The organism is Exiguobacterium sp. OS-77, assembly GCF_000414195.2.
Classification (GTDB): Bacteria; Bacillota; Bacilli; order Exiguobacteriales; family Exiguobacteriaceae; genus Exiguobacterium_A; species Exiguobacterium_A indicum.
This window is the reverse complement of the sequence record NZ_DF239008.1, coordinates 1,820,513-1,836,848: the sequence shown is the minus strand read 5'-3', so window position 1 is coordinate 1,836,848 and position 16,336 is coordinate 1,820,513. Positions and strand designations below refer to the sequence as shown.

At 40.5% G+C, this 16,336-nt stretch carries 15 protein-coding genes; 8 read left to right on the top strand and 7 right to left on the bottom strand.

The features are described 5' to 3' along the window. Positions 1–166 precede the first annotated feature (166 nt). Complete coding sequence (locus EXG77_RS09450) at positions 167–838, top strand: permease (RefSeq protein ID WP_035398605.1); 672 nt, start codon at positions 167–169, stop codon at positions 836–838. Between the two features lie 411 nt (positions 839–1,249). Here EXG77_RS09450 and EXG77_RS09445 read toward each other — a convergent pair whose 3' ends face one another. Then, positions 1,250–1,531 carry a hypothetical protein gene (locus EXG77_RS09445; RefSeq protein WP_035397828.1) on the bottom strand — a complete coding sequence of 94 codons (282 nt, stop codon included), beginning with the start codon at positions 1,529–1,531 and terminating at the stop codon, positions 1,250–1,252. Positions 1,532–1,799: 268 nt separating this feature from the next. Beyond that, positions 1,800–2,186, bottom strand: a complete 387-nt coding sequence (locus EXG77_RS09440) for a hypothetical protein (RefSeq protein WP_035397826.1) — start codon at positions 2,184–2,186, stop codon at positions 1,800–1,802. A gap of 525 nt (positions 2,187–2,711) precedes the next feature. Here EXG77_RS09440 and EXG77_RS09435 point away from each other — a divergent pair. The 3 genes from EXG77_RS09435 to EXG77_RS09425 all read left to right on the top strand — a co-directional run bounded on the left by EXG77_RS09435 (position 2,712) and on the right by EXG77_RS09425 (position 6,727). Further along, entirely contained in the window at positions 2,712–3,953 is a 1,242-nt protein-coding gene (locus EXG77_RS09435; protein ID WP_035397824.1) for an ATP-grasp domain-containing protein, read from the top strand. Between the two features lie 37 nt (positions 3,954–3,990). Beyond that, positions 3,991–5,211 (top strand): MFS transporter, encoded by a 1,221-nt coding sequence (locus EXG77_RS09430; RefSeq protein ID WP_035397821.1) that lies wholly within the window; start codon positions 3,991–3,993, stop codon positions 5,209–5,211. Between the two features lie 235 nt (positions 5,212–5,446). Further along, on the top strand, positions 5,447–6,727 hold the full coding sequence (locus EXG77_RS09425) for a helix-turn-helix domain-containing protein (RefSeq protein ID WP_035397819.1): 1,281 nt from the start codon (positions 5,447–5,449) through the stop codon (positions 6,725–6,727). Between the two features lie 282 nt (positions 6,728–7,009). Here EXG77_RS09425 and EXG77_RS09420 read toward each other — a convergent pair whose 3' ends face one another. The 5 genes from EXG77_RS09420 to EXG77_RS09400 all read right to left on the bottom strand — a co-directional run bounded on the left by EXG77_RS09420 (position 7,010) and on the right by EXG77_RS09400 (position 12,361). Beyond that, positions 7,010–7,438: a hypothetical protein gene (locus tag EXG77_RS09420; RefSeq protein WP_035397817.1), complete on the bottom strand. Its 429-nt coding sequence runs from the start codon at positions 7,436–7,438 to the stop codon at positions 7,010–7,012. A 118-nt stretch (positions 7,439–7,556) separates the two neighbouring features. Then, positions 7,557–8,834, bottom strand: a complete 1,278-nt coding sequence (locus EXG77_RS09415; protein ID WP_052017153.1) for an MFS transporter — start codon at positions 8,832–8,834, stop codon at positions 7,557–7,559. 76 nt (positions 8,835–8,910) lie between these two features. Beyond that, positions 8,911–9,525, bottom strand: a complete 615-nt coding sequence (locus EXG77_RS09410) for a winged helix-turn-helix domain-containing protein (RefSeq protein WP_052017152.1) — start codon at positions 9,523–9,525, stop codon at positions 8,911–8,913. 168 nt (positions 9,526–9,693) lie between these two features. Continuing rightward, positions 9,694–10,947: an MFS transporter gene (locus EXG77_RS09405; RefSeq protein ID WP_052017151.1), complete on the bottom strand. Its 1,254-nt coding sequence runs from the start codon at positions 10,945–10,947 to the stop codon at positions 9,694–9,696. A 142-nt stretch (positions 10,948–11,089) separates the two neighbouring features. Next, positions 11,090–12,361, bottom strand: a complete 1,272-nt coding sequence (locus tag EXG77_RS09400; RefSeq protein ID WP_035397815.1) for a helix-turn-helix transcriptional regulator — start codon at positions 12,359–12,361, stop codon at positions 11,090–11,092. 268 nt (positions 12,362–12,629) lie between these two features. On the opposite strand from EXG77_RS09400, the gene EXG77_RS09395 reads away from it, so the two are divergent. From EXG77_RS09395 to EXG77_RS09380, 4 genes are all read left to right on the top strand, one after another. Continuing rightward, positions 12,630–13,157, top strand: coding sequence for a GrpB family protein (locus tag EXG77_RS09395; RefSeq protein ID WP_035397813.1), 528 nt, complete (start codon positions 12,630–12,632; stop codon positions 13,155–13,157). Positions 13,158–13,164: 7 nt separating this feature from the next. Then, positions 13,165–14,172, top strand: coding sequence for a S66 peptidase family protein (locus tag EXG77_RS09390; RefSeq protein WP_035397810.1), 1,008 nt, complete (start codon positions 13,165–13,167; stop codon positions 14,170–14,172). Between the two features lie 60 nt (positions 14,173–14,232). Continuing rightward, positions 14,233–14,820 (top strand): SMI1/KNR4 family protein, encoded by a 588-nt coding sequence (locus EXG77_RS09385; RefSeq protein WP_035397807.1) that lies wholly within the window; start codon positions 14,233–14,235, stop codon positions 14,818–14,820. Between the two features lie 584 nt (positions 14,821–15,404). Continuing rightward, complete coding sequence (locus EXG77_RS09380) at positions 15,405–16,316, top strand: suppressor of fused domain protein (RefSeq protein WP_035397804.1); 912 nt, start codon at positions 15,405–15,407, stop codon at positions 16,314–16,316. Positions 16,317–16,336: the final 20 nt, after the last annotated feature.

Sequence of the window (16,336 nt, the reverse complement as noted above, 5' to 3'; positions counted from 1 at the left end):
GACTCCTTTTCTGTTTGTTTACATCCTTATTATAGGCATAAGTGAAAAATGTTTTTTGATAATAATTGCTATCTTCTGGGAAAAAAACGGTTCAAAACAAAATGAACTATCGTAAAATAAAAAATAATATGTTCCTAAACATGGAGATTGGAAGGTGAAGGATGAAATGATTGGAATCAGTATCGCAACCAAATGGGAGTTCGACGCAACACTTGCGTATTTTCGTGTCTCGCCCGAAGAAAGAATTGCCTATCCGTATGGTGAATATTTCACGCGAGAGATGAATGGAAAAACGCTCTTATTTTATAGCACCGGCGTTCGAAAAGTAAACGGTATCGGTGCGAATCAATATATGATCCTCCGCTTTACATTGACGAAGGTCATCGTTGCTGGAACGTGTGCCGGCATTGATCCACGGTTTGACGTACTCGATATCATCGTTCCTGCTCAGGCAGTGCAGTATGACTGTACAGTCAAAGAGATTGAACCCTTACTCAAGCCATCCTTTATTGTGGATCTCGATTTAGCGAAGTATGGCGAGGACTTTCATACAGGAACGATAGGAACGGCAGATCGGGCTGTCGTCATGTGGCGAGACTATATCGAACTGCGGGATAACGGATTGACGATTGCCGATACGGAAGCTGGGGCAATCGCGTACATCTGTCAGAAAAACGGAATCGAATGTATCATCATCAAAGGGATCTCCGATTTTCCGACCGAAGAGAAGGAAGAAAATGCTGTTGAGGCAAACGTTGAACAGATGCGGATTTACATCGCGAATACGCCGAAAGTCATGACAAAAATTTTTTCCGATTATATGGCACGATTCATCTAAAAAAACGCAGATTATCTGTTCGATGACGAACGAATAATCTGCGTTTTCACATGTAATGCTTTCGTTTGTACAGCTTATGTTCGATCCAAGTCCAAATACGAGTTGCTAAATAGAAATCAGCAATTGCACCGATCGCCATTGTGATCAACATGAGGATGCCACTCGTATCAAAAGTAAGTAAGGGTTCGAAATGCGTAAAGATGACAACTAACACAAGTGGAATCGTGGTACCGATTCAGATGGAAGAAAACAAGAGTGCCTTCCACATCCGAATGATCCCTTCTTACAATGATTTGTTTAAGTATATTAAATAATGAGTAGGTAAAATGGAGATATAGAATAGAAAATGGAATGGATTGATGGGATTCTGAGCAAAACGACGTTCATAAATCCGGATGTACGGTTAATCGACTATTTTTTTCCGCCACCTAATCCAATAAAGGTAATAAACAAACCAACTGTGAGAGCGATAGCAAGTACGATGTTTTGATATAGATCAGCTGGAAAAAAATCAACGATGAAGAGTAGTAAAAATAGTGATGCAACAATCAGTCGCGCATCTCGTACGGAAGAATCTAACGTACGCCATTTGATGAAAAGTAAGATGTACGCTAAAGGTGCAAATAAGTAAGAAATAATAAAGAAGGGGATTCTTCTTAGATAATAAGGTGATTTTTCTTCCTTACCTTCCATTTTTATCACTCCAAAAACGTATTTTTTTGACTTAACTATATAATAGATCAATTAAAAGTCATGCAACGGAACACTGCAGACTACTTGCATCGGTTTCTAACGTAATCTTTCATCGGCGTACTTCTTTTCCATATTTTCTAATTTTCTTGTGACAGTGTAGTTCGATGACATCGTATTTTTGAAAAAGGGTCGATGATTCTCTTCTTTGAGGAGAGTCATCGACTCTTTTTGATATAAACAATTAAAAATTGAGCTAGTCTGATGAAAATTACTTGATTCCAATGTTCTCAAGGTATTTTTTTTCAGAGTCATCGATTTTACGGCTGATTTGTTTCGTATATGTTTTCCGCGCGTAAGTTGATCCGTCTTTCTGATAAATGGCTCTTTCTCCTCCAGCTGATTGGTCGTAATAGATTTCAATGAGGCCTTGATCCTCATAAACGATGACGCCCGTTTCACCGGTGTTTCGCTTTAGTTGTCGATCAACCTGTTGCTTCTTCAAGTACTGATTTTCAGATTTGAAGACTTGATTGATAGCTACATCATATTTCTGTTTTGCTTTCTCGCTCGTCGTATTACCGTCTTGATCGTAATCACTACATCCTGCTAGGAAGACGATCGAAAAAAGGAGGAAAGCTAAACGTTTCATTTTCAAGTGCGAACACCTCCAAAGTACACGTTTTTATACTACCGATAGTGTACATCAAGGAAACACTTCATACGTAGCGTACTTGAGAAATAGGGAAGTGCCTTAGGACAGGTACATTATAGTTCGATCGCTTCGATGATTTCTTCAGGATACGCCTAGACGTTTCCTTCGATGATCTATTAATGGTGGTAGTTCGAGCAAGCGACTTCCAAAGAGAAGTCATAATACATTTTAACGCCTAAGCGCCGCTCCTTAAAACGATATACCATGTAAATCTTTAGCGTTTACATGTGGAAATACTAATAAATTGAATTCAATAAATAAATCCTTAATTAATCAAGGTGAAATATCACATTGTCATGTGTATATTCTCTTTATTTTTTTATTGAATATATTAAATTTTTAATTTATATTAATTTTTTTGTTGAAATACACTAACTTATGCATTATATTGAATTTATTAATATATTAATTATTTTGTGTCTTTCTGTATCTCTATTCATTAAGTATTGAAGAAAGGTAGTGATTTTAATGGCATCCATTTTATTTTTAGTCGATAAACGAGTTCAATCGAAGCTGAAGTTTTTCAATCATTTGAAAGAATACGCATTGAAGAAAATTTTAATCATCGAAGAAGGATTCGAAGAGATGGGAGGTATACCCACTGGGTGCTTTGATGAAGTGTACGTCATAAATGATATTTCAAGCTATTCTGAACTAGAGACCGTCATGAACGAATTGATGGATCAAAACGATATTCAAGCTCTCATCGCGACTACGGAAAATATCATTGAAGTCGCGGGACGTCTGCGAACCCGATTCGGCATTCAAGGGATGCAACATAATCAGGCGACGAGTGTTCGTAACAAGTGGGTCATGAAAGAAATTGCGAGGCAACACGGAATCATGTCTCCCAGAACAAAAAACGCGTCGACCGAACGTGAGTTGCGGGCGTATGTGGAGCTAATCGGATATCCCTGTATCATCAAACCGGTAGCGGGATGGGCAACCATCAAGACATATCGCATCGAGGATCAAGCGCAGTTCGATTCCTTCTTAAGCGAGTGGTCTGCTTCACCGCAACCAGTACTTATCGAAGAATTCATTTCAGGAAAGGAGTTTCATGTCGATTCTATTGTCTCGCATGCAGAGGTCGTCTTTACGTCCGTCTCCGAGTATTTATTCAATTGCCTCGATGTGATTGATCATCAAAAACCGCTTGGTAGTATTGCTTATCCAAGCCAAGTTAAGAACGAATTAGTAACGCGGCTTAAACAGTTTAATCAAAGTATCATTCGAGCACTCGGGATTACGAATTCAGTTTGCCATGCAGAGATATTTGTAACAGCAGAGGGAACGCTTTACTTCGGAGAGATCGCTGCACGGATTGGGGGAATCGCAGTTATTCCCCCGATTGTCTTAAACACGCATGGCGTCGATCTTTTTCAAGCAGTGATTGACGTCGAACTCGGTATATATCAAGTAGATCCATCGAAACAGACATCTAAATACACAGGCATGTTATCGTTTCCGTCAGCCATTGGAAAAGTCAAAACCATTTCGTCTGAACAAGACTTTACGACTACGATCGAAGGCGTCGTATCGGTCACTATTCCCGTGAGGACCGGACAAGTATTGAGTGGCGGAAAAGATACGATGTCGCGCTCTGGTTTCATCGTCATTGAGGGAAACTCTTTCGAAGAAGTACGTCTTCGGTTGATGCGGGCATCTGAACGCTTCCAAGTCGAGATCGAGGAGGAGGTCGTGCTATGAACATTTTAATAACAAAGATGAAGAGGGGGCGGGTAGGATGAGAAAAATATTCTCGATCGTATTTCTGTCCATCACGTTGTGTGGGGATAGCATGTTGAATCTCATGTTGATCTGGACGATTCTTGAGCGACAAGGATCAGTGGTCCATCTCGGTATTACCATTTGTATCATGAGTGTATTCCCGTATCTTCTACAAAAATATGTCAAGCCACTGAAGACGATGTTATCTTCGAATCCCTTGCTGGTCTTTGCGGTCGTCCGTATACTAGGCATCCTCATGCTTGGAATCTTGTTCTTCATCTTTGATCAGGAAAACATCTATACGTATTATGTTATCGGTGGTGTGTTTGCGTGTATCTTCTTTTTGTCCATGCAAAGTCTCGAAGCCTATATGTCACAAAAAGTCCTCGAAGGGAAGGTGGATTCGAGTCTAGCATCCAATCAGTTACAGGCAGCGATTCAAATCGGTGCCTTCGCAGGGAATTCTTTGACAGGGGTACTACTCGCACTCGGTGGAATCGAGATGGTCGGCTTGATCTTAAGTATGACGCTATTGATCGGTGTTGGCATTCCACTCATTTTACCGCTTCTCTCTCATCAATCGGATAAAGTGGCGGAAAAAGTGACGAAACCAGTCGACCGTGATCCGCTTGACTCTATCCAATTACGCGCAGGTATTTCAAAGGATCACATGTTACGGCTTACCGTAATAGGTGTCACCTTATTGACCGTACAGCTCGCATCCATTAATTTCTTATTGCCGATCATTTTCCATGATGTGTATGACTGGTCATCCGTTCAATATGGAGTGGTTGGCGCAGCGATGGGACTTGGTGCATTCATAGCGACGGTACTTGGTCGATTTGGACGATTCGTCCCGTATGCGTCGTTCGGATTGATACTAGTCATTGATGCGTTGCTAGGTACGATAGAAAATTGGTCTCTTGCCATCTTTCTAGGGTTCAGCCTCGGTCTCGTATTCAACCGATTCCGGATCTATCAACGGATCTTAATGTTCAAGTTTTTAGAGACGAAAGAAGAGACGGTCATTTGGTCAGGGCGAACGACGACGGCGTTTCAATTCACGAAAGCGCTGACACCACTGCTTCTAGTTTATCCACTAGCGTGGTTAGATATCTTAAATGCAGGAATCTTACTTGCCATAATGGGTGTTCTTTTGACAAGTTTACTTGGAATCATTTATTGGTTTGAAACAAGAGGGATTTCACATGATGAGCCAGAGGAACATGTAGCATAGTCCATAAAAATGAACATGCTGAACAAGTATCCAGAAGACCAAGGCACGGCGTAAAAACGTCTATGTCTTGGTCTTCTTTGCACATGAACTATCAATAAGAAAGGGATTAGTACTCGTAATATTTTAAAGAAATGACACGTTTGAGAATAAAATAAAGAAAATGTATGATGAATAGAGAGTTGGAACGTAACTGATGCAAACATTACCAATAGGAAACAAAGTCAGGAGGATGAGGATGAGTACGTTAGGTTTGCGGATTAAAGAACGACGAAAAGCAATCGGATTGACGCAAAGTGATTTGGCAGGAGCAGAACTGAGTAGCGGGATGGTTAGTCTAATCGAACGAGATATGACAAATCCGTCTCTTAAAACGCTTGAGCATTTAGCAAAAACACTTGAAGTGAGTGTGAATTATCTGTTGAATCAAGAAGAAGCGGAGTTAAGTGGAACAGAAGATGCTGGCGTTCTTCTTCGAAAAACGGAAGGGTTACTTCGCGTAGGGAAGCACGAGGAAGCACAGAAGATGATCGACGAGCTTGATCAAACTCATATTCCCGCTTCTTTAAAAGGACGTTATTTAAAACTACAGGGGGAGTTGGCAATTGAACGGGCGGAGTATGGTCGTGCTATAGATTGTCTCAATAATGCGTTGCTGTACCTGGACTCATCTGTCATGGATGAATATATAGATACGTTCTACCATCTAGCCAAAAGTCATTTGAATGCCTCGGCATTCAGTAAAAGCATTGATGTTGCGATGCAAGGTATGCTCCTACTTGATTCACTACCGACGAACAAAAATATTTTACTACGTTTACAACTAATGTACGTGCAGGCATATGGATATGCTCGGTTGAAAAGTTACGAAAAAGCAATGGAGATCATTGATGATGCGTTAGATTACATGCAAAAAACGAACTGTTTCTATAACGAAAGCCTGTTCCGCATGCTTAACGGATTAGCTGCTCTCTATATGAAGGATTACGAAAAGGGGATCAAGCATACCAAGATGGCGTTAGCCCTTTTCGAAGAAAATAAGCAAAGTGAGTATGTTACCGGATGTATGACGAATCTCGGTATTCTCTTGCGAGAGTCGGGTGATTTAAATCAGTCGATCGATTATCTCGAGCAAAGCGTCGCCTTGGCTGAACAAAATGATAGTCAATGGAACATCGTTAACAGTTCGTTGGAACTAGCGACATCATATTTCCGCTTAAATCAATGGAGTGAAGCAAAAAGCCTGTGCGAACGCCATATTCAAAAAGTAGATCCAGAAGACGCGCTACAGGTGAAGATGCGTCTATTGCTTGCTCAGATTGAATATGAGGATAAGCAATACGAACAAGCGAAGTGGTGGAGTGATGATGCTCTTGCCATAGTAGAAAGACTTGACGAACGTCAACTTCTCGCAAAAACTCTGAGAGTACATGCTCAAATCTTAATCGAACAACACCAGGAACGACAGGCAATCGAGTATCTTTTACGATCGAATCAGATTTACGAAAATTTACTCTGACGACCCATTGAAAGCTTTAACGTAAGGTCTTGAATGTTTGATATTGCGTTATATAAAGGTAACGAAAAGGCGATTCTTCTTTATGGAAAGAAGTCGCCTTTTCGTGTAGGGATGGCTTGTGACGCGTTACTTCATGACTGAGGTGTCCAATCAGTCAAGCAATCTAGATTGATCGTTTTCACCCAGTCATAAAACTCATCCACATGTTGAATGTGTCCGTCTAAGACAGCTTGATAGATGAAAATTGAAGGATAATCTAAGTTCTTCCGGAGGATGTCTTCTTTAATCAGCAGAATTAGCTCTCTTGAGCTGTTCGTCAAGGAAGCAGTCATGCACAAGATCGCGTGATACCGGACCTTGACGATTGCTGTGGAACAACCACATGTCAATATTCCAGAGCAACCGTGTTTCAGATTCGTATGTCATCTTGAAGTAAAATCCGTTAAAAGGAGTGTTGAGATGATTCCGATATTTGATTTCGATGATTCGGGGGTGTTCCGCGAGATCGTGTAATAGATTCAGCGCTTGCGATGGTTTAGGCGAATCGCTAAAAATCTCTATATCAATATCCGGTTTCACCATTAAGTCATAAGACATCGCGCCAACGATATGAACGTCGCCGAGTGCGCTCCATTTCTTTCTTAAGCCTAGCTCGTCAAGTATGGTATTTGCTTCTGCAGTCATCTGTTTGGAACGATTGAGTACATCCATAAAAAACTCTCCTAAGTTATGTCATTAACAAATTATTTCAGAATACAATATAATGATTGACCTGACAAGCCTGTAGACTAAAACTTTTCCATCGCGTCAATTAAATCGTCTATCCATCTTAGTTCACGACTGGTGAAGGGGGCGTGCTAGTTGGAGGTAATTTTAGAACACTAGCATCAATAGTATCCTGCGTTGAAAGCTGTCTCAATTGAGGATGCAACAACCAAACGAAAGAAATCAGTATGAGACCGATACCTGAAAATGAGAAAATGAATGAACTTCCTAGGTAATTGGCTAATGAGCCACCTACCAAGGAACCAATTGGCATGGCGGATACGCTGATACTGTAAGTGATGGACGTAGTCCTCCCAAGTATTTCATGCGGGACAGCGGCCTGGATGAGTCCAGCGAATAGAATATTGACTGCACCGACGGGAATCCAGGCGACACCGAACAAGAGACATATCAGTATAGGAGAAGTCATCCAGCCAGCGACGATCCAACAAAGACCACCGAGTGTAAAGCAGAGAATCGCAGTCGAACCGATTCGAAATCTTCCAAGGACAGGACCTAAGAATGCGCCCATCAACGAACCTGCTGAGATAGCCGTCAATAAAAAACCGTAAGTTCCTACACCACCGATTTGATCGGAAAAGCTTGGAAGGATGGCTAACGTCATACCAATCGTAAAGTTAGCAAGAAGGGAGCCAATCGTGAAAACCCACAACAAGGAATGAAGGACAACATGAAATCCTTCGCGTAATTCAATGACGTATCGCTTGATGGAAGACTGTTTTTCTTTCACATCGTCCTGATCAAGCTTTCTTCGTGGGATTTTCACGAGTGAAAAACAGAGAGCAGCTATGACGAAAGTGATTGAGTCGATCCAAAAGACGAAGATAGCCCCAAAGCTTGCAACAAGGATAGCTCCTAAAGAATTGAGGATCAAATCAATGCCTTGATAGGCTATAGCAAATAGAGAGTTGGCATGTAGCAAGTCCTCCTTTTTCAACAAAAGAGGGAGAGTCTTCGTCTGGGCAGGATAAGCAAACTCTTCGATACATGCTAGGAGTGGCATGATACATAGTAGATAGGTAATATGAAGTGCATCGAAATGATAAGCAATCGGGATGGTCACTAATAGGACGGCTTGTAGCACCTGCGTGGAAATCAAAATAGGCTTAACGCGCCACCGGTCGACAAGAGGACCGATCAAAAACTGCAATACTTTCGGGACGAGAATTAAGAATCCCGCAAGGCCAGTATAAAAAGGATTATGACTCAGTTCAAAGACAAGCCACATCGACGCGACATAATACAAGCTATCTCCGATATTCGTGACGACTCTACCCAGTAATAAGAATAAGAAAGAGGGATGTGTAAGTAAGCGAAACATGGAAAGTAACTCCTTTTTTTTTTTTTTTAACCGGTCAATTTTTTTTGACAATACATCAAAAAAGAAAAAGAATGTTTTACGATTCTTTTTCAGGCGCATCTAAGAAAGGATGATCAATCGCAAAAGCCATCGTTGAAAAGAAATAGAGACGTTGGGCTTCTGCATCTTTCGGTTCGTGAGAAAGTATTCGCAATTCTTCCATCAATGCGAAGTATTTTTTGATCCATTCCTTATAATTCTCTTCGGTTGCAGAGATTTGCCACATCGATCCGACATGATTCCAGTTCTCCGGAGACTCGCTTGCGACTGGAGATGTGAATGCCTCTTCTGGGGCAGAAAGGATGATGGACTTCGTTCGCTCTGTCATCTGGTATAGAATTTGTCTAGATGATTCACTGATGATTTCAGCATGTGGTAACAATTCAGTCGAGGGCGTGAATCCGCGAGCGACGGATTGGTAGAACTTTTGGAGGATACCACCTTTCTCTTCCGTTCTCACTAATTCGATCAGTCCGTTCTTTTCTAACTCCTTCAAGTGATAATGGACCTTGGGACGAGATAGGTTCAATAGTTCAGAAAGCATCTGTCCAGTGAGCGGTTTTTCAATCAAGTACATCATGATTTCAGCTCGGATCGGAACACTTAATGATTTTAACTGGTTTAGTTCGGTTAATGTCATCATCGGTTGCATAGTAAAACCCCTTTTTTGACCGGTTAAATTAATTTGACAATAAATCATACGGATTGTCAATTTATTTCTTTTTGCAGGTAAAAAAACCAAAGAATTAACCCAAGCAGTATACATTTCGATGTCGAAATATATTGATTGGGTTAAAACATAATACAACGATTGTACGAACTAGCTAACCGATTTGTGATTTAATTTTTCTTTGCTTTGGTAATTTGTATACAAAATAGTATAGAGTCCGACACTAATACCGCCAATAAACGCATATAAAACCGAAATTATGCTCGAGCTTACGTAGTCACCAAGAATGATGAAAAACGAGCCGATCAACATGGCACCACGAAGCCGCAAAGCGTTGACTGCAATATATTGGCTTCGTTTCTTCTCATCGATTAACGTCGCCAGAAGTGACTGATGAATTGGAACATACATCAATTCACCAATAGTGAAGATAAACGTTGCAATGAGTAAGATATAAAAATTATTACTCCACGCTAGAAGTGAGAATCCGAGCGCAAAAATAATGGAACCGATATACAATACATATTGTTCCTTTCGATTATTCATCATCTTCAGCATGACAGCACCAAGTACGACAACCAGTACTGTGTTCTCAATTCTCAAGTACCCTAACATCTGTATACCGTCAATTTTCGTTTCATGTGAAAAGGGAAGCACGAACGGTTTGAAATCGGTGTTCAGTTTCACTGAAATGTAGTTAGTCAGCTGAAACTCAAGTCCGAGCATCAACGTTCCAGCTAATAGATAGATTAAAAATATACGATCCTTTAAAACATCAAAATAGCCATAAAACAAATCTCGAAAAGAGAGTTTAGTCGGAATGCTTTTAAATGTATGTGTTTCGATAATGAACACCTGTATGAGAGCGCAGCAGATAAGAGAAGTAAATGCTGTTGCAAGTAGAAGTTCAAAGAAATGGTCGGCATAGAATAATGATCCGATTAAGCTACCCATGGCGATTGATAAATTGATTGACCAGTAATTGATACTGTACAACATTTTGCGTGTCTTATCTGTGCTAACGTCCATCAAGATCGCCTCATTCGCAGGTGTGATCAATCCAATCAAGATGTTCGTAAATAAAAAAGTGACGAACGTCAATTCCGCATTGGAAAAGACGGGTGAGTTACATAAAGCCATCAGTAAAACAGAAAAGAATCGTAAGAGTTCGCCGCGAAATAAAACAAGCTTCCGTCCTTTGACATCGGATAGATATCCGCCATAAAAGCTAGAAATGAGCGAAGCGATGATAACGATCACCATTAATATCCCAGAAATTTTTAATCCGAATTGAGTCGAAAAATAAATAGCCATAAATGGGAAAATTGCCATTTGGGTGACCTTTTGAAGAAAATTAATCAAAATGCGGATCTTGATGTTGATATGTAGTTCTCTCAGTCGCATACATGATCCCTCCTTAAGTTGTACATCTTTCATCACTAACTATAAGAGGGATCAACAGCGATATGTTGACTAGAACGACGTAAATAATAGTTACCCCATGTAAATAGAAAGGTATCGACATGATTCGAATAACATAGGTGACTTAAGATAGTGTGCCAAGTGAGTTGTCTACAAAGATTTCTCCACGTGCATGCAATGATAGAAAATATTCCCCTAAATCTCGATACTCGGGGCAATCTAACAACTGCTGACAAATCGAAACGTCGTGACGAGCATCTATCCGTGAGAATAGATCAAGACTACTTCGAATTAATAAATTTCCCGTGTTCTCGTTTCCTAATAATTTTTCCAAGACGCCATAAAGGCTGTAGTAGAGAGCTCGCGAATGAACAAGATTTTTATCCTCTAATACCTGGACAGCACGGATAACAAATTGCTTGGCATCCTCGTATTGCTTACTCCGTAAATGGATGATGGCGAATTCTTCAAGAACGGAAGCCTCCTTAAAAGGATTACGTCCTTGATATAAGTCATATAACTGTTGAAGATGCTCGACGGTATATTCGATCGAGTTGTTGCGGTCATTCAGGATTAATAAGTTTTGAAACGCAATTTGTGCACCTGCTTGATCGCCTATATCCTCGAAGCCTTGAAGGGATAAGTTCGTATAGTGTAGCGCTTTCTGTTCTTGCCCAGTAAGTGAGTAAGTTTTTCCTAAACCAAGATAGATGTTTGCGCGTAAATCTTCGAAGTTTGTGTATTCCATATGCGCTAACGCTTCTTTGTAATGTATGTGCGCTTGAGGTATATCACCGAGTCGAAGATTCGTCGTACCTAGGAAGATCAGAGTTTGAGTTACTTCATATTGACACTTTTTTTGAGGACGACCATATAGCAAGGCAGAAGAATAATACCTTTTCGCTTCTAAAAATCGTTCCGTCCTAAAGAACGCCTTTGCAATAATCATATGAAGACGTACGATTAGAGATTTATCAGGATGATCAAGTAGCGATTGCTGTGCCTCTTTACGACGAAGGAGGATGTCCTCAAAAGCTTGATGCTTCGCAAATAAATCAAATAGACGTAAAAATGTAGTACCTAACAGATGCTTATCCTTCGATAGATGTAATACTTTATTCAGGAGCTTCACAGCAGGATCGAAATCCAAAAAGTCGTTATCAAGGCGATTTAGTATGGCGTAACAGATTTCTTCGTCTGTCTCTTCCACATCATCTGAAAAATAGTGTAGTGGTCTTCCCAATCGTTCTGCAAGTAGCGCTAATATTTTTGCAGAAGGAATAGCTTTTCCGCTTTCGATGATACTAATATAAGCACGGGAAAGGTCGTCCCCAGCGAGTTGACTTTGTGACATACCTTGACGAATGCGATCATTCTTTATCTTTAATCCAATCATGTTCTTTGTTCCTCCTATTTATTAACAGAATACATCATTTCTCTACAGTTAAAAAATGTTATTGTAATCTTGTAGGTACCAAAAACTGTACAGATGTATTACTTTATGCGTTAGGTACAAAACTTGATACAACAAATGTTTAAAATAGGCAAAATCTTAGCGGGAAGCTTTAAAAGATAAAAATGATATGCAATGCAGCGATTGACGTAACGATGCATTTCAAAGGTAACGTTCTAACAAGCCGTACATACAATGAAGGAGGAAGAACATGCTGGGATTACCGAATGGCGTAGTGACCATCGTTCCGTGGAATCGGGAGTGGTCATCTTATTTTGAACAAGAGCGAAAGTCTATCTTAAATACGATGAAGGATCATCATGTGATCGTTCACCATATTGGAAGTACTGCAATCAAGCACTTGGATGCTAAACCCGTTCTTGATATCGCAATCGAAGTCGAAAACTTCAGCGTAATTGAAGAACAGGTTCAGTTACTGGAACAACTAGGATACCATTGCATGGGAGATCAAATCCTGCCAGACCGTTTTTATTTCATCAAGGGAGATCCCCGGACGCATCAAATTCATTTCTATCGTAGCGGAAGCTCGTTTTTACAAGAACAGTTGATCTTTCGAGATGCGCTCAGAGAAGATGATTCACTCAGGCAGGACTATCAAGAGTTGAAATACACATTAGCGACGTCCTTTGCCGAGGATAAACACACCTATGCTGCAAAGAAGACCGATTTCGTAAATCGTATCGTTGCACGTCGAAATCAGGATGAGCCGTCAGTTTAGAAAGGGGATGAAAAAGTTGAGACACCTTGAACGATTAAAACCGGGGGATGAGATCGGGATATTTTCACCGTCAGCTCCAGCTACCTATTCCAGTCCGAAACGATTCCAGCGTGCGAAAACATTTTTGGAGGCGAAAGGGTTCGTGATTGTCGAAGGAAAGCTGACCGGAAAACAGGACCATTATCGATCTGGAAGCATCAAAGAACGGGCGGAAGAACTGAATGAACTGATTCGAAATCCTGACATCAAATGTATCATGTCGACGATTGGTGGAATGAACTCGAACTCACTTCTCCCGTACATCGATTATGAAGCCTTCAAACAACATCCGAAAATCATCATCGGCTACTCCGATGTCACCGCGATTCTACTCGCGATATATGCGAAGACGGACATTCAGACGTTCTATGGTCCAGCGCTTGTTCCTTCTTTTGGTGAATTCGAACCGTTCGTCCATCATACCTATGAGTACTTCAACGATTTATTGATTGAGGAACCATCGCTGCCGTACGAAATGAAAGTACCTCCGTACTGGACGGATGAGTTCGTAAACTGGGAAGAGAAGACAAAGGAAAAAGACCAGCGACGTAACGAATGGATTTGTGTTTACAAGGGAATTGCGACAGGACGAGTCATCGGTGGGAACTTGAACACTATCCAGGGGATTTGGGGAAGCGCGTATATGCCTGAGGTACGTGAAGGGGACATCCTCTTCATCGAGGACACGATGAAGACTGCTGCAGAAATTGAGCGTGCTTTCTCGCTGTTAAAAGTAAACGGTGTGTTCGACAAGGTTTCTGGAATCATCCTTGGGAAGCATGAACACTTTGACGATCAAGAGACGGGACGTAAACCATATGAGATCTTAATCGAGGTACTCGGAGAGACGAAGGTACCATTTTTAGCGGACTTCGATTGTTGTCATACCCATCCGATGTTGACGTTACCAATTGGTGCCACGATTCAACTGGATGCTACGAATAAGAAAGTATCAATTCTCGACCGTTTCATATGATTTTCCTATCAGATACTAGCGTGTGCGTTTTTCCGAAAATAAGATGAAGGAGCGTTTTACATGAAACCAATCGAGAGAACGATAGCGTCATTACACAAGATGTATAAAGATGGTCCACGATATATTATGGGACGTTATGGAGAGAGTGGCGATTCTACTTGCACGCTTAACGATCCGTTGCCGGAGAGTGAAATAATTAATTTCATAAAAGAAGATTCTTTTTTCCTGCCGGAAGACTACATAAAGTTTCTCACCCTACACAACGGAGGTCGTTTATTTAGTACAGAGGTGGATACGAAGATTGAATTGTTTACGTTGCAAGAAATGCTTGAGTTTTCTGAAGAACAGCAAGCGGAAGACGGCATTCTTGAGGATGAACATTACTGGATCATCGGTCAACAAAATGAGTACTGGATTTTGATCGATAAGCTGAAGTGTCAGGAATCAGAAGGGCTATTTAAAAAGTCATACATCATCATGCTTCATCCGTCCGATGGTATGGAGACGGCGTATCCCTTGAACATGAATTTCGAATCCTTCCTTGAATGTGCAGTGATCGCACAAGGCGATAACTTCTGGAATTGGCATGAGGATAGCGTGATGTACAGTGATGTTGATCACTATGATGAAATGGAAGTCGAGATGTAAAAGAAACTTGAAATAGTTTTAAAAACAATCGGTAATTTGAAAAATAATACCTTCGGTTAAGACACTACAATTTTTATCACAGCTCCTAGAGGGCTATATCATTTTTTAAAATTAAATGCTAATTGCAATAATGAAGTATTGCATCAAATGAAAGTCTATTTGCTATAACGTCTTAAAGTGAACTGAGCCCTACAGTTTGGACAGTTTAATAAAAGCACCCTTAACGTTTTAAGCTGCTATGAGATGGCTTCGGTATTTGACCGGAGTCATCTTTTATAATTTCCAGAACTTCATGTGTCACACTATCCTTCACGCAAGAAAAGTATGACGTTTAACTAGGTTGATACGGAAATATACACAGAATGTATCGTTTTTTTTCGATCGATTCCAACATATAGTAGTGTTCCTCTTGAAGAAAAACACCATCTATTCGTAAACACTGTTCTTCTCTAAATTAAAAACATACATTATATCAATTTTTAAATAAAAAATTCCAAAAATGTATCGTGAAACATATAATATATGGTAGAGCGTATTTTTTTAAAAGAACATTTCCTTTATGTCATGAGATGAGGTTATACAAAATGAATTACATAGAACATTTAGAAGCCCATTGTGGTGAAATTACAGGTCATCTTGAGATAGAAGAATTACAAGATCATGCGATTCAATTGTTGCAGTTTCAAAATGCACCGTTTGCGAATGCGAATACCGTGACATCACTTGGATTATTGCACCACCCATTGCAATTCGAGAACGGTGCTGTTGTCCATCAAGAAGTGATGTTGTCCGTCATGCAACAAGAGGCCGAGTCGGATTTAATTGAATTGATCTATCGTTTGACGCTGGAAGCATTAAAGACTGGACACGCTTATGATTTAGGCGATTACTTACCGATGCCGGATGGGTTGTTATCGAAGTACGATTTCGCTGCCCTATACGTAGCGACACCATTCTACTTTGAAGAATCATTTCAAGTCTATAAAGGGAATGCGGCGTTCGGGGAACCGGAGACGGTGCTACCGGTCTGGTTCGTACCCATCTATGCTTCGGAAGTCGCATACATCGAACAATACGGCGCTGAGAAATTTAATGAGATGTTATATGAAACTGAGATGCAATTGCTTAATTTAAAACGTCATCCGCTCGTGGGAGACAATGAAGAAATTGAAGAATCGATTTTTAACAGGGAGGTATTCGTTTGCGAATGCGAAATTAACGACTCCCTTTTTGAAGACGATATCCAACGACCATTCTTACTAAATGGACCGCTAGCGAAAGCGTATCACATGAGTGTTGAATCGGGAGAACAAGGCGATACAGCTCAAAACGAAACTTTCCTGTTTGATATTCTAAATCATCAAAATCGTTTTCCGATCTACGCGACCTTTTTTGCTTTTGAAGAGGAAGACAAAGACAACAGAGCTTTCTTCTCGCAACATCATATGTCGTCCACTTCACATGTCTTGTCTAGACAGAAACAAACGAACGGTTAGTTACGTGGAAAACGAACATC